This window comes from Luteimonas colneyensis, assembly GCF_014836665.1.
In the GTDB taxonomy this organism is placed as follows: domain Bacteria; phylum Pseudomonadota; class Gammaproteobacteria; order Xanthomonadales; family Xanthomonadaceae; genus Luteimonas; species Luteimonas colneyensis.
Map to the genome: position 1 here is coordinate 1 of NZ_JACSQJ010000003.1, position 16,846 is coordinate 16,846.

Sequence of the window (16,846 nt, forward strand, 5' to 3'; positions counted from 1 at the left end):
AGTGGGCCATGGATGGCCCACGCCCCGGCTTCAGACACGGACGTCTGCGGCCGGGCGGAGCACTCCCCCCGCCAGCCACCTCCCGCGGCGCGCACCTCCCCGGCGCGGACCCAACACGACCCGCTGCGCCAGCACAGCCCCCAGTCCCGGCACGCGCCTCCACCAACACCGGCGTCAAGCACCCATGCACGTCCGGGAACCACGCGCCCCCCCCCCGGAGCAATGCGCCGCGACCCAGCGGCTACCATATGGCAGCCCCAACAGAGGATCCCCACATGAGCAGCAGCCCCGCGACCACCAGGCGTTATGCCGAAGAACTCGACACCATCCGCGAGGCCGGCCTGTTCAAAGCCGAACGCATCATCACCAGCCCGCAGTCGGCCGAGATCGAACTGGCCGACGGCCGCACGGTGCTGAACTTCTGCGCCAACAACTACCTCGGCCTCGCCGACCATCCGGACATCATCGCCGCCGCGCGCGACGCGCTGGACACCCACGGCTTCGGCATGGCCTCGGTGCGCTTCATCTGCGGCACCCAGGACCTGCACAAGGAACTGGAGCGCACGATCGCCGACTTCTTCGGCAAGGAGGACACGATCCTCTATGCCGCCTGCTTCGACGCCAATGGCGGCCTGTTCGAGCCGCTGCTGGGCGAGGAGGACGCGATCATCTCCGACGCCCTCAACCACGCCTCGATCATCGACGGCGTACGCCTGTGCAAGGCGAAGCGCTACCGCTACGCCAACTGCGACATGGCGGACCTGGAGAAACAGCTGCAGCAGGCGAAGGCCGACGGCGCGCGCACGATCATGATCACCACCGACGGCGTGTTCTCGATGGACGGCTTCATCGCGCCGCTCGACGAGATCACAGCGCTGGCGTCGAGGTACGGCGCCCTGGTGCACATCGACGAGTGCCACGCCACCGGCTTCATCGGCGCCACCGGCCGCGGCTCGGCCGAGGTGAAGGGCGTGCTGGAGAAGATCGACATCATCACCGGCACGCTCGGCAAAGCGATGGGCGGCGCGCTGGGCGGTTTCACCACCGCCAGGGCGGAGGTGATCGAGCTGCTGCGCCAGCGCTCCCGGCCCTACCTGTTCTCGAACTCGCTGCCGCCGCACGTGGTGGCCGCGGGCACCAAGGCCTTCCAGATGCTGGATGCCGCCGGTGACCTGCGCGAGCGGCTGGCGGAAAACACCGCCTACTTCCGCGAGCGCATGACCGCCGCCGGCTTCGACATCAAGCCCGGCGTGCACCCCATCAGCCCGGTGATGCTGTACGACGCACCGCTGGCGCAGCGCTTCGCCGAGCGCCTGCTCGAGGAAGGCATCTACGCGATCGGCTTCTTCTTCCCGGTGGTGCCCAAGGGCCAGGCGCGCATCCGCACGCAACTGTCGGCGGCGCATACGCGCGAGCACCTGGACCGGGCGATCGACGCGTTCACCCGCATCGGCCACGAACTGGGCGTGCTGAAGGCCTGACCGGTCGCCCCGCGCCGGCTCCGCACGGGCCGGCCCTCAGGCCGCGGCGGGCGTCGACGGCGGCAGCAGGGCCGCGAGTTCCGCCGCATCCAGCGGGCGCCATTTGCCCTTGGGCAGGTCGCCAAGCGCCACCGGGCCGATCCCCACCCGCACCAGCCGCAGCACGCCGAAGCCGGAGGCCGCCATCAGGCGGCGGATGTGGCGGTTGCGGCCTTCGTGCAGCACGACTTCAAGCCAGGCATTCCGCCCGCCCTCGCGCAGGATGCGCACCGAGCCCACCGACAGGTGCTCGCCATCGCAGCGGAAGCCTCGCACCATCGCTTCCAGCTGCGCCGGTGCCGGGCGGCCGTCGATCTGCACGTGGTAGGTCTTGTCCGGGCCGGTCCCCGGGTCGGTGATGGTGGCCGCCCAGGCGGGGTCGTTGGTGAACAGCAGCAGGCCTTCGCTGGCCTGGTCCAGGCGCCCCACCGGCGCGATCCAACCGAGTCCGGCGCCGTCGAAGCAGCGGTACACGGTGTCGCGGCCACGCTCGTCGCTGGCCGTGGTGACCAGTCCGCGCGGCTTGTTGAGCACGAGGTAGAGCGGCGCGGGACCGGCCGCGTCGACGCCGTCGACCGTGATGCGGGCGGCAGCGGCGTCGACCGGATGCTCGGGGTCGCGCACCACGCGCCCGTCGACCGTCACCCTGCCTGCGCGGATCCTGCGTTCGGCTTCGGTGCGCGAACAGATGCCGCGCTTGGACAGCGCGCGCGCCAGCCCGTGCCGGGCCCCCGGGCGCGCGCCCGGCCTCAGCGGGGCTCGCCGTCGTCGGTGGCGGGAACGGGCGTCCCTTCTGCGGGCGCCGGCTCGCCGTCGGTGCCCGCGGGCGCGGCCGGCACGGCGGCCGGTGCACTGCCACGGGCGACGCGCACGCCGCGCGCCTTCATCCAGGCGTCGAACTCGTCGGCGGTCATGCGACGGCCGTTCTGGTTCATGTCGAAGCGCCAGGGCGTGTTGTCGAACTCGGTCTGCGGCTTGTAGGCGCCGGGATCGTTCGGATTGGCGACGCTCGCCGGGGTCGCGATGGCGACGTTGCGGCAGCTTTCGATGCGCCGGCGCAGCAGCACCTCGTCGACCGTCTGCGACTCGTCATAGGCATGGCCAAGGACGCCGCTGTTGGCACCCAGCATGTAGGACGGCGCCACCAACTCGGTCGCCAGCGGGGCGAGCACGCTGACCCGCGTCCCGGCGCCGGCGGTCGGCAGGTTGCCGCAATCGACCGCGGCCATCGCGAAGCCGGGGGCCGCCAGGCCGGTCGCCACCACCAACCACGCTGCACGCTTCATGTCGTCGATCCACTTCTTCTGCACAGGGCGGCGAGTGTAGCAGGCCGCAAACGCACGAAGCCCGGCGCGAGGCCGGGCTTCGTGGGTATTACAGGTGCCGACGTCCTCAGTTCTGGACGTTCAGCTCCGTGCGGCGGTTGCGCGCGCGGCCGTCCGGGTTGTCCGAACCGTCGTCGTTGGTGTTCGGCGCGATCGGGCGGCTCTCGCCGTAACCGTTCGGGCCCACCAGGCGCGAAGCGTCGATGCCGTTGCCGGTCAGGTAGTCGTACACCGCCGTCGCGCGGCGCTCCGACAGCGACTGGTTGTAGGCGTCGGTGCCCTTCGAGTCGGTGTGGCCAGCCACCTCGACCTTCAGCTCCGGGTAACGCTTCAGGATCTCGATCGCTTCGTTCAGGATCGACACCGCGTCAGGACGCAGGGTCGACTTGTCGAAGTCGAAGTTGACGCCCTTCAGGTCGATCGACACCGGCACCGGGCAGCCGTCCGGACCAATGGTCTGGCCAGCCTGCGAACCCGGGCACTTGTCGTCGCAGTCGTTCACGCCGTCGCCGTCGCTGTCCATGTCGGCGCAGCTCGGGGCCACCGGTGCCGGCGCCACCGGGGCGGTCGGCTCCGGACCCAGCGGGATCACCACGCCGACCGAGGCCAGGACGTCGCCGAACCAGTCTTCGCTGGCGGCATTGACGCTGGTGTCGTCGAAGTCGGCACGGTAGGCCAGCTCGCTGCGCAGCTTCACGCGGCTGCCCATGTCACCCTGGACGCCGAAGCCAATCTTGGCTGCGAAGTTGCCGTCCTCGCGCTCGCCGGGCGAGTTCGGGCTCGGGAACGCGTCGTACTCTTCCTCGGAGCGCTGGTAGCCCACGCCCATCAGCAGGTAGGGGTTCCAGCTGCGGCCCTCGGCCAGGAAGTGGCGGCGCAGGTCGAACGAGACGCCATACTGGCTCCAGTTCAGGTCCTGGTTGGCGTCATGGTTGGGATTCTGGTAGTTCAGCTCGGCATCGACCGACCACTCCGGGGCGATGAACTTGCCGATACCCAGGCCCACGAACGGCGCGTCGTTGGTGCCACGGTCGTTGTCCTGGATGTTGAAGCCGGCGCTGCCGGTCAGGTACCAGCGATCGTCGAACTCCTGGGCGGCGGCGGCCTGCGAGAACGCAAGTCCGGCCAGCAAGGCAGTGCTCAGCACGCGGATCTTCATTGATTACTCCTAAGGTCAATCAGGAATGAAAAGGGGGGGCGGCGGGAGCATCAAGGCAGGCCATAGGCCCGCCCCTGCCAGTCGCGCCGGCAATCATACACATTCAGGTAGATGTTAACCATCCATTAAATAGCACGAGACCCGGCGTTGCCGGGCCTCGTGGGTACTGCAGGTGCCGACGTCCTCAGTTCTGGACGTTCAGCTCCGTGCGGCGGTTGCGCGCGCGGCCGTCCGGGTTGTCCGAACCGTCGTCGTTGGTGTTCGGCGCGATCGGGCGGCTCTCGCCGTAACCGTTCGGGCCCACCAGGCGCGAAGCGTCGATGCCGTTGCCGGTCAGGTAGTCGTACACCGCCGTCGCGCGGCGCTCCGACAGCGACTGGTTGTAGGCGTCGGTGCCCTTCGAGTCGGTGTGGCCAGCCACCTCGACCTTCAGCTCCGGGTAACGCTTCAGGATCTCGATCGCTTCGTTCAGGATCGACACCGCGTCAGGACGCAGGGTCGACTTGTCGAAGTCGAAGTTGACGCCCTTCAGGTCGATCGACACCGGCACCGGGCAGCCGTCCGGACCAATGGTCTGGCCAGCCTGCGAACCCGGGCACTTGTCGTCGCAGTCGTTCACGCCGTCGCCGTCGCTGTCCATGTCGGCGCAGCTCGGGGCCACCGGTGCCGGCGCGACCGGGGCGGTCGGCTCCGGACCCAGCGGGATCACCACGCCGACCGAGGCCAGGACGTCGCCGAACCAGTCTTCGCCGTCATTGCGCTCCGGCGGCGGATCGTCGTTCATGAGCTGGGCGCGGGTGTCGTCGAGGGCCACGGCGCGATAGGCGAGCTCGGCACGGAGACGCACGCGGCCGGTGTTGCCCTGCACGCCCACGCCGAACTTGCCGGCGACCGCACCCTCTTCCTCCTGGAACGGGGAATCGGGGTTCGGGAAGTTGTCGAGCTCGATCTCTTCGCGCTGGTAGCCCAGGCCCATCAGCAGGTAGGGATTCCAGTTGCGGCCTTCCGCGATGAAGTGGCGGCGGGCGTCGAAGGAGATGCCGTACTGGCTCCAGTTGAGATCCTGGTTCGCATCCCAGTTGGGGTTCTGGTAATTGAGCTCGGCATCCACCGACCAGTTCGGCGAAACGAACTTGCCGATACCCAGGCCCAGGAACGGCGCGTCGTTGGTGCCACGGTCGTTGTCCTGGATGTTGAAGCCGGCGCTGCCGGTGAGGTACCAGCGGTCGTCGTATTCCTGGGCGGCGGCGCCGTGGGCAGCGCCCAGACCGGCCAGCAGCATGGCTGCGCACAGCAGCTTCTTGTTCATCATGTTGTTGCTCCTTGGGTGGTGGACGGTGCCGAGCGATGCCGAAGCCGCCTGAAACTGTGGATGGACACGGTCATGGGCACGACCGGATCGCGGCCGAAGGTTAGGTTCAAACGCGTGAAGACGGCGTTAACGTTGACCTAACAAATATCGTGCCGGGCCGACCGCCGACGGGCCGGGGCAAATCGACGACCGGCCCTTGACCGATGTCATGCGCGAAGATCCCTGAACCCCTGTTCAGCCGGCGTTTCGAAACCGGGCAGTAACGTGCGCCAACTTTTTTCTCCGCCGCGACTTCGGCGGAACCGGCACGACCCGTCGTTCTGCGGGCTTCGCGCCCGGGCAGCAAGCGCGCCAGAGAGTGCCGCCGCCCTCCCCAACACGCCAGGCCGTCCCGCGACGCGGTGGCACGGGTTCCATTGGAGCCCGGCCCTGCTGCGCGAACGGCGCAACGGAGCAAGGAGCCGTCATGAAACTCGCCTGGATCCTGTGGCTGGCATCGATACTGCCCCCGCAGGCTGCAGATTCCCTGTGCCTCAGCACCACGCTGTACCTCGAGGCCCGCGACCAGTCCGTCCTCGGCCAGCACGCCGTGGCCGAGGTCGCCCTGCGCCGCACCGACAGCGGCCTGTGGGGCGACTCGGTCTGCGACGTGGTGACCGCGCGCAAGCAGTTCGCGCCGACGATCGTGTCGCCACGCACGCGCCTGACCAACACCGAGGCCTGGTCGCAATCGGTCACGATCGCCCTGGAAGCCCAGCGCAACTGGGCGCTGCCGGCCGGCGAGCGCAAGGAAGTAGTGCCCGGCGCCAGCCACTTCCTGGCGCATGCCATCGCCAGCCCGAGCTGGCGCAACGCCTACCAGGTCGCAACCATCGGCGACCACACCTTTCTCCGGGTCCAGAACCTGAAGCCGAAGTCCTGAGGCCCGGTGGCGGTGCTGCGGCGCCTTGAGCGCGCCGCGGGCAGCGCGGATGATGGCGGTTTCCCCACGCGAGGAGCCGCAGATGAAGCTGTATTCGAAGCCGGGCGCATGCTCGACCGCCGTGCACATGGCGCTGGAGTGGACCGGCGCTCCCTACGAGGTCGAGATCCTCGATGGCGAATCGATGAAGGCTCCGGCCTTCCTCGCCATCAATCCCGCCGGCGCGGTGCCGGCGCTGGTCGATGGCGACTTCGTGCTGACCCAGAACGCCGCGATCATGGGCTACATCGCCGACACGAGGCCGCAGGCCGGTCTGGCGGGTGATGGTTCGCCGCGCCAGCGCGCCGAGGCCGCACGCTGGCTGGCCTTCGTGAACTCCGACCTGCATCCGGCGTTCAAGCCGATCTTCTCCACCGCCCGCTACATCGGCGACGAGGCGCAGCATGACGCGGTCAAGGCGTCTGCCAGGACGCTGGTGCGCAAGCTCATGGAAACCGCCGACAGGCGCCTGGCCGGGAACGACTGGCTGGCCGGCTTCCGCAGCTTCGCCGATCCCTACTTCTATATGACGGTGCGCTGGGCCCACGGCACCGGCGTGGACATGTCCGGGCTGGACAACATCGCCTCGTTCAAGGCGCGGATGGAGGCCGACCCGGGCGTGCGCGCCGCGCTGGAGGCCGAGGGGCTGAAGTAGGCGGCCGGCTGGAACCAATCGCCGCCATGGCGGCTCCATGCTGAAACAGGAAAACGGCGCCCTCGGGGCGCCGTTTCGTTTCCAGCCTGGCCTGGCGTCTCAGCGGCGATCGGCCATCGGCACCCAGTCGCGGTTCTCGGGACCGGTGTAGTTCGCGCTCGGACGGATGATCTTGCCGTCGATTCGCTGCTCGATCACGTGCGCGCTCCAGCCGCTGGTGCGCGCGATCACGAACAGCGGGGTGAACATCGCCGTCGGCACGCCCATCATGTGGTAGCTCACCGCGCTGAACCAGTCGAGGTTCGGGAACATCTTCTTGATGTCCCACATCACCGACTCCAGGCGCTCGGCGATGGCGTACATGCGGGTGTCGCCCTGCTCTTCCGACAGCTCCTTCGCCACGTCCTTGATGATGCCGTTGCGCGGATCGCCCACGGTGTACACCGGGTGGCCGAAGCCGATCACCACTTCCTTGCGGCCGACGCGCTCGCGGATGTCGGCCTCGGCCTCGTCAGGCGTGTCGTAGCGCTTCTGCACCTCGAAGGCGACCTCGTTGGCGCCGCCGTGCTTCGGTCCGCGCAGCGCACCGATGGCGCCGGCGATGCACGAATACATGTCGCTGCCGGTGCCGGCGATGACGCGCGAGGTGAAGGTGGAGGCGTTGAACTCGTGCTCGGCATACAGGTTGAGCGAAGTGTGCATCGCGCGCACCCAGCTTTCCGGCGGCGGCTCGCCGTGCAGCAGGTGCAGGAAGTGGCCGCCGATCGAATCGTCGTCGGTCTCGACGTCGATGACCCGGCCGTTGTGGCTGAAGTGGTACCAGTACAGCAGCATCGAGCCGAGCGACGCCATCAGCTTGTCGGCGATGTCGCGCGCGCCCGGATGGTTGTGGTCGTCCTTCTCCGGCGCGATGCAGCCCAGCACGGACACGCCGGTACGCATCACGTCCATCGGATGCGCCGAAGGCGGCAGCTCCTCCAGCGCGGCCTTGACCGCTGCCGGGATCCCGCGCAGCGACTTCAGCTTCGCCTTGTAGCGCGCCAGCTCCGGCTTCGACGGCAGCTTGCCGTGCACCAGCAGGTAGGCGACCTCCTCGAATTCCGCCGTGGTCGCGAACTGGGTGATGTCATAGCCGCGGTAGTGCAGATCGTTGCCGCTGCGGCCGACGCTGCAGAGCGCGGTGTTGCCGGCGGCGGTGCCGGACAGGGCCACCGACTTCTTCGGCTTCGGCAGGGTGCTCGTGGGTTCGCTCATCGAATGCTCCGTAGACACTGGGATTGGTGGCGCGCACCGGGCGCATGGCGTTGCCCGGGGCGGGCGGCTCGCCGCGCCGCCCGGGGCCGCCGGGGGTCAGTCCTTCGAGAACAGCGCGTCGAGCTTGTCCTCGTACGCGTGGTAGCCGAGGAAGTCGTAGAGCTCGGCGCGCGTCTGCAGGGTGTCGACGATGTTCTTCTGCGTGCCTTCGCGGCGAACGGTCTCGTAGAAGTTCAGCGCGGCCTTGTTCATGGCCCGGTACGCGCCGCAGCAGTAGAGCGCGATGTCGACCCCGGCCGAACGCAGCTCGTCGGTGGTGAAGAAGGGGGTGGAACCGAACTCGGTGAGGTTGGCCAGGATCGGCACCTTCACCGCGTCCTTGAACTTCCTGTAGTCCTCGAGGGTGTTCATGGCCTCGGGAAAAATCATGTCGGCGCCGGCCTCGACGTAGGCCACGGCGCGCTCGATCGCGGAATCGATGCCCTCGACGGCGGCGGCGTCGGTGCGCGCCATGATCACGAAGCCGTCGCCCATGCGACCGTCGACGGCGGCCTTGACCCGGTCGACCATCTCGCCCTTCGACACCACTTCCTTGTTGGGACGGTGGCCGCAGCGCTTCTGGCCGACCTGGTCCTCCATGTGCACCGCGGCGACGCCGGCGCGCTCGAAGCTGCGGATGGTGCGCGCGATGTTGAACGCCCCGCCCCAGCCGGTATCGATGTCGACCAGCAGCGGCAGCCCGGTGGCCTCGACGATGCGGCGGGCGTCGATCAGCACGTCCTCCATGGTCGAGATGCCGAGGTCGGGCATGCCCAGCGAGTTCGCGGCCACGCCGCCACCCGACAGGTACAGCGCCCTGTAGCCGGTGCGCTTGGCCATCAGGCCGGCATAGGCGGTGATGGCGCCCATCACCTGCAGCGGGGATTCTTCGGCGACGGCGGCGCGGAAGCGCGCGCCGGCGGAAACATGCTCGGACATGGGGATTTCTGCGGTTGGGGAACCGCGCCATTCTAGCGGAGCAGGCGGGCACGCCGGACTCGCCGACGCTGCGCGCGACCCTCAGCTGCCGGCGTCGGCCCCCCGCTCGAGCGCGCTGCTGATCTCGCCCAGCGCACCGGGATCGTCCAGCGTGGACAGGTCGCCCGGGTCGCGGTGTTCGGCCAGGGCCTGGATCGAGCGCCGCAGCAGCTTGCCCGAGCGCGTCTTGGGCAGTGCGCCCACCACGTAGATCCGCGCCGGACGCGCGATCGCACCCAGCTGCTCGACCACGCGTGCCTGCATCTCGTGCGCCGCCAGCGCCGCGTCGGCCGCCTGCTTCAGGGTGGCGAACACCACCGGCACCTGCCCTTTCACCTCGTCCTGGACGCCGATCACCGCCACCTCGGCCACGCCCGGATGGCCCGACACCGACTCCTCGATCTCGCGCGTGCCCAGGCGATGGCCGGCGACGTTGATGACATCGTCGGTCCGTCCGAGGATGAAGGTGTAGCCCTCGGCGTCCCGGATCGCCCAGTCGAGCGAACTGTAGAGCAGCTCCGTGAAGTGGGAGAAATAGCTGTCGACGAAGCGCTTGTCGTCGCGCCAGACCGTGGTCATGCAGCCCGGCGGCAGCGGCGGCCGGATCACCAGCACGCCCTTCTCGCCCGGTCGCGCCTCCGCACCGGTGGCTTCGTCGATCACCCGGATGTCGTAGCCAGGGGTCGGCAGGCCCGGCGAGCCGAACTTCACCGGCTTCATCTCCACGCCGGGCATCAGCGCCAGCACCGGCCAGCCGGTTTCGGTCTGCCAGTAGTTGTCGATGACCGTCTTGCCGAGCCCCTCGTTGATCCACTGCGCGGTGGGTTCATCCAGTGGCTCGCCGGCGAGGAAGAGGTACTTCAGCGCCGACAGGTCGTACTTCGTCAGCCATTCCGGATCCTGCTTCTTCAGCACCCGCACCGCGGTGGGCGAGGAGAACAGCGTGCGCACGCCGTATTTCTCGCAGATCCGCCACCACACCCCCGCGTCCGGCGAGGTGGGCAGGCCCTCGTACAGGATCGACGTGGCACCCGCGATCAGCGGTCCGTAGACGTTGTAGGAGTGCCCGACCGCCCAGCCGACGTCGGAGGTGCTGAACATGGCCTGCCCCGCACGGACGTCGTAGATCGACCACATCGACAGCGCCATCGCCACCGCGTAGCCGCCGGTGTCGCGCTGCACGCCCTTGGGCCTGCCGGTGGTGCCCGAGGTGTAGAGCAGGTAGCTGGGCTCGTTGGATTCCAGCCACTCCACCGGCACATCCGCAGCCTCGTGGCGCGCGCGCAGGTCGGCGTAGTCGAGATCGCGGCCCTCGGTGCGCGCGTAGTCCGGGGCCAGGCCGCGGTCGACGATGAGCACGTGCGGCGGCGGTGATTTCGCCTCGGCCAGCGCGGCGTCCACCAGCGGCTTGTAGGGGATGACCTTGCCGCCGCGGCTGCCGGCATCGGCTGCGATCAGCAGCTTCGGCTCCGCGTCGTCGATGCGCAGCGCCAGGTTGTGCGCCGCGAAGCCGCCGAACACCACCGAGTGCACCGCACCGATGCGCGCACAGGCGAGCATCGCAAACACCGCTTCGGCGATGTTGGGCATGTAGATGACCACGCGGTCGCCGCGGCCCACGCCGAGGGATTTCAGCACCGCGGCGAACACGTTCACCTCGCGATGCAGCGCGCGGTAGTCGAACTCGCGGGTGGTGCCGGTTTCGGAGGAGATGGCCACCAGTGCCAGCTGGTCGCCGCGATCGGCGAGGTGCCGGTCGACGGCGTTGTGGCACAGGTTGGTCTGCCCGCCGACGAACCATTTCCGGAACGGCGGGTTCGAGTCGTCGAGGATGGCATCCGGCTCGCGGTGCCAGTGGATGGCCCGGGCCTGCTCGGCCCAGAACGCTTCGGGCGCTTCGATCGAGCGCCGGTGGAAGTCTTCGTAACGCATGCCAGTCTCCAGCTTTGCAGTGGAGGCTAGTCGGCCGCGGCGGACCGCGCGCTACGACGATGGTCGAATGCAGGTCCGGGTGGCGGCTCGGGCGGCCCGAACGGACACGACCGGGCCAGGCCCGGTCGTTCCGGAAGGCGGCGCGGGCGTTCGCCCGCCGCCGGGTTCAGCCCAGCAGGTGGGCGACGCCGGCGCGCTCTTCCTCGAGCTCGGCCAGGGTGCGATCCATGGCCGCACGGCTGAAGTCGTCGACTTCCAGGCCCTGGACGCGGGTGTACTCGCCATTCTCGGTGGTCACCGCGACGCCGTAGATCACACCCTCCGGGATGCCGTAGCTGCCGTCCGACGGCACGCCCATCGTCACCCACTTGCCGTTCGAGCCCAGCACCCAGTCGCGGATGTGGTCGATGGCGGCGTTGGCGGCCGAGGCGGCCGAGGACAGGCCACGGGCCTCGATGATCGCCGCGCCGCGCTTGCCGACCTGCGGGATGAACTCGCTGGCGTTCCAGTCGGCGTCGTTGATGCGGTCCTTCAGCGACTCGCCCTTGACCGTGGCGAAGCGGTAGTCGGGATACATGGTCGGGCTGTGGTTGCCCCAGACCACCAGCTTCTCGATGTCGCCCACGGCCACGCCGGCCTTGTTGGCCAGCTGGCTCAGCGCGCGGTTGTGGTCCAGGCGCAGCATCGCGGTGAAGTTCGCGGCCTTCAGGTCCGGCGCCGACTTCATCGCGATGTAGGCGTTGGTGTTGGCGGGGTTGCCGACCACCAACACCTTGACGTCGCGCGAGGCGACCTTGTTCAGCGCCGCGCCCTGGGCGGTGAAGATCTTGGCGTTCTCCAGCAGCAGGTCCTTGCGCTCCATGCCCGGGCCGCGCGGACGCGCGCCGACCAGCAGCGCGATGTCGGCGTCCTTGAAGGCCACCTCCGGGTCATCCGTGCCGACCATGCCGGCCAGCAGCGGGAAGGCGCAGTCCTCGAGCTCCATCATCACGCCCTTGAGCGCGGCCTGGGCCTTCTCCATCGGCAGCTCGAGCAGCTGCAGGATGACGGGCTGGTCCTTGCCCAGCATTTCGCCGGAGGCGATGCGGAACAGGAGGGCGTAACCGATCTGGCCGGCGGCGCCGGTGACAGCAACTCGGACGGGGGTCTTCATGTGGGGTGGCTCCGGATACGTGGGGCTGGAGGAAAATGGAAGGCGCCGCGGCGTCGACGGCAGGCGGCCGGGACCGTCCACGGCACCCGGCCGCCGTGGACGGACTCAGGCCAGTTCGGCGAAGAATTCCTGGATGCGCGCCAGGCCGGGCGCCAGCTGCGGCGTCGGGCAGGTGTAGCTGATGCGCAGGCCGCGCGGCTCTCCAAAGGCCGAGCCCGGCACGCAGGCCACGCCCTTGGCTTCGAGCAGCGCGTTGCACAGGTCGACGTCGTTGGCGATGACCTTGCCGCCGTGCGACTTGCCGAAGGCGACGCTGATATCGGGGAAGGCATAGAACGCGCCCTGCGGCACCGGGCAGACCACACCGGGGATGGCGTTGAGCGCGGCCACGACCTGGTCGCGCTTGGCCTGGAACTCGGCGCAGCGCTCCGCGGGCACGTCCTGCGGGCCGGACAGCGCGGCCGCGGCGGCGGCCGAGACCACCTCCGGCAGGCTGGTGATGTGGTTGGAGTTCATCACCGTCATCGCCTTGGCGACGGACTCGGGGCCCGCCATCAGGCCGACGCGCCAGCCCGGCATGCCGTAGGTCTTGGACAGCGAGTCGACGAAGATCACGCGGTCGCGCAGCTCGGGGCGCGCGTGCACGAAGTTGTGGTAGCCCACGCCGTCGAACACCATCATGTTGTAGATGTCGTCGGTGATGATCCAGGTGTCGGGATGGCGCGCGACGACGTCGGCCAGCGCGGCGATCTCGTCCCTGGTGTAGACCATGCCCGTCGGGTTGGACGGGTTGTTGAACAGGAACACCTTCGGCTTCTTCGCCAGCGCCGCGTCGAGCTGGGCCGGGGTGAGCTTGTAGTCCTGCTCGGGCGGGCACGGCAGCAGCTGGATGTCGGCGCCGACGATCTCGGCGATGTCCATGTAGCTGGTCCAGTACGGCGTGGCGAAGGCGAAGCCGTCGCCCTCGTCGAGCAGCGCCTCGGCCAGGTTGTAGAGGATGTGCTTGGCGCCCACGCCGGTGGCGCAGTTGGCGCGGGTGTAGCCGTCCAGGCCCAGGCGGCCGAGGTGGCCGATGAAGGCGTCGAGCACCGCGTTCGCGCCACGGTTGTTGCCGTACTGGCCGGAATCGTGCTCCAGCGCCTCGCGGGCGGCGGCGTAGACGTGCTCGCCCGGCAGGAAGTTGGGGACGCCGATCGAGAAGCTGATGACGTCGCGGCCTTCGGCCTTCAGGCGCTGGGCGGTTTCGGCCACGACCATGATCGCGCTGGGCTTGGCGCGACCCATCCGCTGGGCAAGCTTGGGCATTGCGGGAACCTCTGGAACTGGGGTGTGGGGCGCGGCGCGCGGCGCACGCGGCAGCCGCTTATTCTAGCACCGCGCCCCGCCCCGGCCGGGTCCTCAGGCGGACATCACCTTGTTCCACTCGGCCACGCGATCGGCCTTCGCGGCCAGCGCGGCCTCGGCGTCACCCTCGATCCTCACCGACTTGATGGCATCGCCCTGCTTGACGGCGTCCACCACCTCCAGGCCCTCGGTGACCTTGCCGAAGACGGTGTGCTTGCCGTCCAGCCAGTCGGTCTTGATGTGGGTGATGAAGAACTGGCTGCCGTTGGTGTTGGGGCCGGCGTTGGCCATGGACAGCACGCCGCGCTCGTGGCGGACGCCGTTGTTCGTTTCGTCCTCGAACTTGTAGCCGGGGCCGCCGGTGCCGGTGCCCTTGGGGCAGCCGCCCTGGATCATGAAGTCCGGGATCACGCGGTGGAAGTTCAGGCCGTCGTAGAAGCCCTTGCGGGCCAGGTTGACGAAGCTGGCGACCGTCAGCGGGGCCTTGTCGGGGTAGAGCTCGACCTTGATCTGGCCACGGTCGGTGTCGAAAACGGCGTTCAGGGACATGTCGGGAATCCTGGTCTGGGTGGGGGTGCGGGGGCCGGCGGGCCGGAAGCCCCGTCGCGGAACCTGAAGTGGAGCCGGGGGCCCGGCATTGCAACACTTTCTGGCGGGGTGCCACTGCAAGTATAATCACCGGCTTCCCTCAACAAGGCCCAGCGCGCCCTGCCCCAAGAAGGCACGAGGTGCGGTTTTCCCGATGTCCATCGAACGCCTCCGCAACATCGCCATCGTCGCCCACGTCGACCACGGCAAGACCACCCTCGTCGACCAGCTGCTCAAGTCGTCCGGAACCCTGGACGAGCGCGCGGCCGTCCCCGATCGCGTGATGGACAGCGGCGACATCGAGAAGGAACGCGGCATCACGATCCTGTCGAAGAACACCGCGATCCGCTGGACCAATCCGAAGACCAACGAGGTCTGGCGCATCAACATCGTCGACACGCCCGGCCACGCCGACTTCGGCGGCGAGGTCGAGCGCGTGCTGTCGATGGTCGACTCGGTGCTGGTGCTGGTCGACGCGATGGACGGGCCGATGCCGCAGACCCGCTTCGTGACCCAGAAGGCCTTCGCCATGGGCTTCAAGCCGATCGTGGTGGTGAACAAGGTCGACCGTCCCGGCGCGCGCCCGAGCTGGGTGCTGGACCAGACCTTCGACCTGTTCGACCGCCTGGGCGCGAACGACGAGCAGCTCGACTTCCACACCGTCTACGCCTCCGGCCTCAACGGCTACGCCGGCCTCGAGGACACCGTGCGCAGCGGCGACATGACCCCGCTGTTCGAGGCCATCTGCGAGCACGTGCCGGCGCCGCCGGTCGATCCCGACGGCCCCTTCCAGATGCGCGTGACCTCGCTGGACTACAACAACTACGTCGGCGTGATCGGCGTCGGCCGCATCCAGCGCGGCAAGGTGAAGACCAACCAGACGGTGAGCGTGATCGCCGCCGCCGACGGCAAGGTCCGCCAGGCCAAGGTGCTGCAGGTGCTCGGCTTCATGGGCCTGGAGCGCGTCGAGGTCCAGGAGGCCCGCGCCGGCGACATCATCGCGTTCTCGGGCATCGAGGGCCTGGGCATCTCCGACACGCTGTGCGATCCCTCCGCGGTCGAGCAGCTGCCGGTGCTGACCGTCGACGAACCGACGATCTCGATGACCTTCCAGGTCAACGATTCGCCGTTCGCCGGCGTCAAGGAGCGCTCGGGTGGCAAGTTCCTCACCAGCCGCCAGCTGCGCGACCGCCTCACCCGCGAGACCGCGCACAACGTGGCGCTGCGCGTCGAGGACACCGCCGACGCCGACAAGTTCAAGGTCTCCGGCCGCGGCGAGCTGCACCTCTCCATCCTGATCGAGAACATGCGCCGCGAGGGCTACGAGCTCGCGGTGTCGCGTCCCGAGGTCATCGTGCGCACGGTGGACGGCGTGGTCGAGGAGCCCTACGAGTCGCTGGTCGTGGACATGGACGAGCAGTTCCAGGGCGGCGTCATGGGCCGGCTCGGCGAGCGCAAGGCGCTGCTGCAGGGCATGGAGCCCGACGGCAAGGGCCGCGTGCGCCTGGACTACATCATCCCGGCGCGCGGCCTGATCGGCTTCCAGACCGAATTCAAGACCCTGACCGCCGGCACCGGCCTCCTGTTCCACGTCTTCGACCATTACGGCCCGAAGGCGGAAGGCGACATCGGCCAGCGCAACAACGGCGTGCTGATCTCGAACGGCACCGGTCCGTCGCCGGCGTATGCACAGATGGCGATGCAGGAGCGTGGCCGCCTGTTCATCGAGCCGGGCGAAGAGATCTACGAGGGCCAGATCCTCGGCATCCACTCCAAGGACAACGACCTGACCGTCAACGCGCTGCGCGGCAAGCAGCTCACCAACTTCCGCGCCTCGGGCAAGGACGACGACGAGGGCCTGATCCCGGCGATCAAGTTCTCGCTGGAGCAGGCGCTGGAGTTCATCGACGACGACGAGCTGGTCGAGGTAACGCCCAAGCAGATCCGCCTGCGCAAGAAGCTGCGCACCGAGGTCGACCGCAAGCGGGCCAGCCGCGCGGCGTGAGCCGGGCGCTGTTCCCGGGCTGGCGGGCCCGATGCGGCGGGGCGCGAACGCCTCTCCGCACTGGCCGCCAGGCTGCAGTCAGCGCGCCAGGATGGCGCGCTCCGCCTGCAGCCCCGTCGGCCCGACCAGTGGCACGCGACCCTGTGCTTCATCGGCTACGACGCACTGGACCTCGCGACGCCCGCCCTGCACGACGCGCTGGCAGGCGTTGCCCGGAGCATTCCTCCGCATGCCTTCACCGTGGAGCGGTTCGCCTACTGGCCGCAATCGGGCGCGGTGGTGGCGCTGCCGCATGACTGCCCTGCCCTGCAGGCCCTGTGCGACGCCACCCGCGACGCCATCCGGCACTGCGGCATCCGCCCGCTGCAGGTCACCACGCAGCCGCACGTCACCCTGGCCTATCTCGACCGCCACCTCCCGGCGCAGCCGTGGCTGGATGCAATCGACTGCGACGTCGGCGCACTGCGCGTCGAGCGCTTCGAGCTCCTGTTCAATCCCGGTGGACGTTACGACGCGCTTGGGGAATGGGCGCTGACGGGACCCGCGCTCCCGCCCGAACCCGAGCAGGCGCGACTGTTCTGAGCGCGGGCGTGCGCTCGACGCCACGTCTTCAGTGCAACC

Annotated in this window: 14 protein-coding genes and 1 pseudogene; 5 read left to right on the forward strand and 10 right to left on the reverse strand. The window is 69.0% G+C overall.

Annotation, left to right across the window (positions count from 1 at the left end):
- Nucleotides 1-275 precede the first annotated feature (275 nt).
- Nucleotides 276-1,481, forward strand: coding sequence for a glycine C-acetyltransferase (gene kbl, locus H9645_RS06870; protein WP_191728995.1), 1,206 nt, complete (start codon nt 276-278; stop codon nt 1,479-1,481).
- Between the two features lie 36 nt (nt 1,482-1,517).
- Here the strand turns inward: kbl and H9645_RS06875 are convergent, their stop codons facing one another.
- The 4 genes from H9645_RS06875 to H9645_RS06890 all read right to left on the reverse strand — a co-directional run bounded on the left by H9645_RS06875 (nt 1,518) and on the right by H9645_RS06890 (nt 5,313).
- The gene (locus H9645_RS06875; protein ID WP_191729244.1) at nt 1,518-2,273 is read right to left on the reverse strand and encodes a pseudouridine synthase; all 756 of its coding nucleotides are present in this window, start codon (nt 2,271-2,273) and stop codon (nt 1,518-1,520) included.
- Nucleotides 2,270-2,806 carry a hypothetical protein gene (locus tag H9645_RS06880; protein ID WP_191728996.1) on the reverse strand — a complete coding sequence of 179 codons (537 nt, stop codon included), beginning with the start codon at nt 2,804-2,806 and terminating at the stop codon, nt 2,270-2,272. Before H9645_RS06880 ends, H9645_RS06875 begins: the two co-directional genes overlap by 4 nt.
- A 106-nt stretch (nt 2,807-2,912) precedes the next feature.
- A complete protein-coding gene (locus H9645_RS06885; protein WP_191728997.1) occupies nt 2,913-4,004 on the reverse strand; it encodes an OmpA family protein in 1,092 nt (363 codons plus the stop codon).
- 184 nt (nt 4,005-4,188) lie between these two features.
- Entirely contained in the window at nt 4,189-5,313 is a 1,125-nt protein-coding gene (locus H9645_RS06890) for an OmpA family protein (RefSeq protein ID WP_191729245.1), read from the reverse strand.
- A 469-nt stretch (nt 5,314-5,782) separates the two neighbouring features.
- Between H9645_RS06890 and H9645_RS06895 the strand changes: the two genes are divergently transcribed.
- Nucleotides 5,783-6,238: a cell wall hydrolase gene (locus tag H9645_RS06895; RefSeq protein WP_191728998.1), complete on the forward strand. Its 456-nt coding sequence runs from the start codon at nt 5,783-5,785 to the stop codon at nt 6,236-6,238.
- Between the two features lie 82 nt (nt 6,239-6,320).
- Nucleotides 6,321-6,932 carry a glutathione S-transferase family protein gene (locus tag H9645_RS06900; RefSeq protein ID WP_191729246.1) on the forward strand — a complete coding sequence of 204 codons (612 nt, stop codon included), beginning with the start codon at nt 6,321-6,323 and terminating at the stop codon, nt 6,930-6,932.
- 99 nt (nt 6,933-7,031) lie between these two features.
- Here H9645_RS06900 and prpC read toward each other — a convergent pair whose 3' ends face one another.
- The 6 genes from prpC to H9645_RS06930 all read right to left on the reverse strand — a co-directional run bounded on the left by prpC (nt 7,032) and on the right by H9645_RS06930 (nt 14,181).
- Nucleotides 7,032-8,186: a bifunctional 2-methylcitrate synthase/citrate synthase gene (gene prpC / locus H9645_RS06905; protein ID WP_191728999.1), complete on the reverse strand. Its 1,155-nt coding sequence runs from the start codon at nt 8,184-8,186 to the stop codon at nt 7,032-7,034.
- Nucleotides 8,187-8,282: 96 nt separating this feature from the next.
- The gene (prpB, locus tag H9645_RS06910) at nt 8,283-9,164 is read right to left on the reverse strand and encodes a methylisocitrate lyase (RefSeq protein ID WP_191729000.1); all 882 of its coding nucleotides are present in this window, start codon (nt 9,162-9,164) and stop codon (nt 8,283-8,285) included.
- Nucleotides 9,165-9,245: 81 nt separating this feature from the next.
- The gene (prpE, locus tag H9645_RS06915; protein ID WP_191729001.1) at nt 9,246-11,135 is read right to left on the reverse strand and encodes a propionate--CoA ligase; all 1,890 of its coding nucleotides are present in this window, start codon (nt 11,133-11,135) and stop codon (nt 9,246-9,248) included.
- Nucleotides 11,136-11,301: 166 nt separating this feature from the next.
- Nucleotides 11,302-12,288 (reverse strand): malate dehydrogenase, encoded by a 987-nt coding sequence (locus H9645_RS06920; protein WP_191729002.1) that lies wholly within the window; start codon nt 12,286-12,288, stop codon nt 11,302-11,304.
- A 105-nt stretch (nt 12,289-12,393) separates the two neighbouring features.
- Nucleotides 12,394-13,593, reverse strand: coding sequence for an aminotransferase class I/II-fold pyridoxal phosphate-dependent enzyme (locus H9645_RS06925; RefSeq protein ID WP_191729003.1), 1,200 nt, complete (start codon nt 13,591-13,593; stop codon nt 12,394-12,396).
- Nucleotides 13,594-13,686: 93 nt separating this feature from the next.
- Nucleotides 13,687-14,181, reverse strand: coding sequence for a peptidylprolyl isomerase (locus H9645_RS06930; protein ID WP_191729004.1), 495 nt, complete (start codon nt 14,179-14,181; stop codon nt 13,687-13,689).
- Nucleotides 14,182-14,374: 193 nt separating this feature from the next.
- Between H9645_RS06930 and typA the strand changes: the two genes are divergently transcribed.
- Complete coding sequence (gene typA / locus H9645_RS06935; protein ID WP_191729005.1) at nt 14,375-16,225, forward strand: translational GTPase TypA; 1,851 nt, start codon at nt 14,375-14,377, stop codon at nt 16,223-16,225.
- A gap of 39 nt (nt 16,226-16,264) precedes the next feature.
- Nucleotides 16,265-16,807, forward strand: a pseudogene (locus tag H9645_RS06940) (2'-5' RNA ligase family protein); the annotation flags it as partial.
- Nucleotides 16,808-16,846: the final 39 nt, after the last annotated feature.

What these genes read in the sequence shown, in the direction of transcription:
- prpE (WP_191729001.1), bottom strand. Translation starts at nt 11,135, where the DNA reads ATGCGTTACGAAGACTTCCACCGGCGCTCGATCGAAGCGCCCGAAGCG.
- H9645_RS06920 (WP_191729002.1), bottom strand. Translation starts at nt 12,288, where the DNA reads ATGAAGACCCCCGTCCGAGTTGCTGTCACCGGCGCCGCCGGCCAGATC.
- H9645_RS06880 (WP_191728996.1), bottom strand. Translation starts at nt 2,806, where the DNA reads ATGAAGCGTGCAGCGTGGTTGGTGGTGGCGACCGGCCTGGCGGCCCCC.
- H9645_RS06895 (WP_191728998.1), top strand. Translation starts at nt 5,783, where the DNA reads ATGAAACTCGCCTGGATCCTGTGGCTGGCATCGATACTGCCCCCGCAG.
- prpB (WP_191729000.1), bottom strand. Translation starts at nt 9,164, where the DNA reads ATGTCCGAGCATGTTTCCGCCGGCGCGCGCTTCCGCGCCGCCGTCGCC.
- H9645_RS06930 (WP_191729004.1), bottom strand. Translation starts at nt 14,181, where the DNA reads ATGTCCCTGAACGCCGTTTTCGACACCGACCGTGGCCAGATCAAGGTC.
- H9645_RS06890 (WP_191729245.1), bottom strand. Translation starts at nt 5,313, where the DNA reads ATGAACAAGAAGCTGCTGTGCGCAGCCATGCTGCTGGCCGGTCTGGGC.
- kbl (WP_191728995.1), top strand. Translation starts at nt 276, where the DNA reads ATGAGCAGCAGCCCCGCGACCACCAGGCGTTATGCCGAAGAACTCGAC.
- H9645_RS06925 (WP_191729003.1), bottom strand. Translation starts at nt 13,593, where the DNA reads ATGCCCAAGCTTGCCCAGCGGATGGGTCGCGCCAAGCCCAGCGCGATC.
- typA (WP_191729005.1), top strand. Translation starts at nt 14,375, where the DNA reads ATGTCCATCGAACGCCTCCGCAACATCGCCATCGTCGCCCACGTCGAC.
- prpC (WP_191728999.1), bottom strand. Translation starts at nt 8,186, where the DNA reads ATGAGCGAACCCACGAGCACCCTGCCGAAGCCGAAGAAGTCGGTGGCC.
- H9645_RS06900 (WP_191729246.1), top strand. Translation starts at nt 6,321, where the DNA reads ATGAAGCTGTATTCGAAGCCGGGCGCATGCTCGACCGCCGTGCACATG.
- H9645_RS06885 (WP_191728997.1), bottom strand. Translation starts at nt 4,004, where the DNA reads ATGAAGATCCGCGTGCTGAGCACTGCCTTGCTGGCCGGACTTGCGTTC.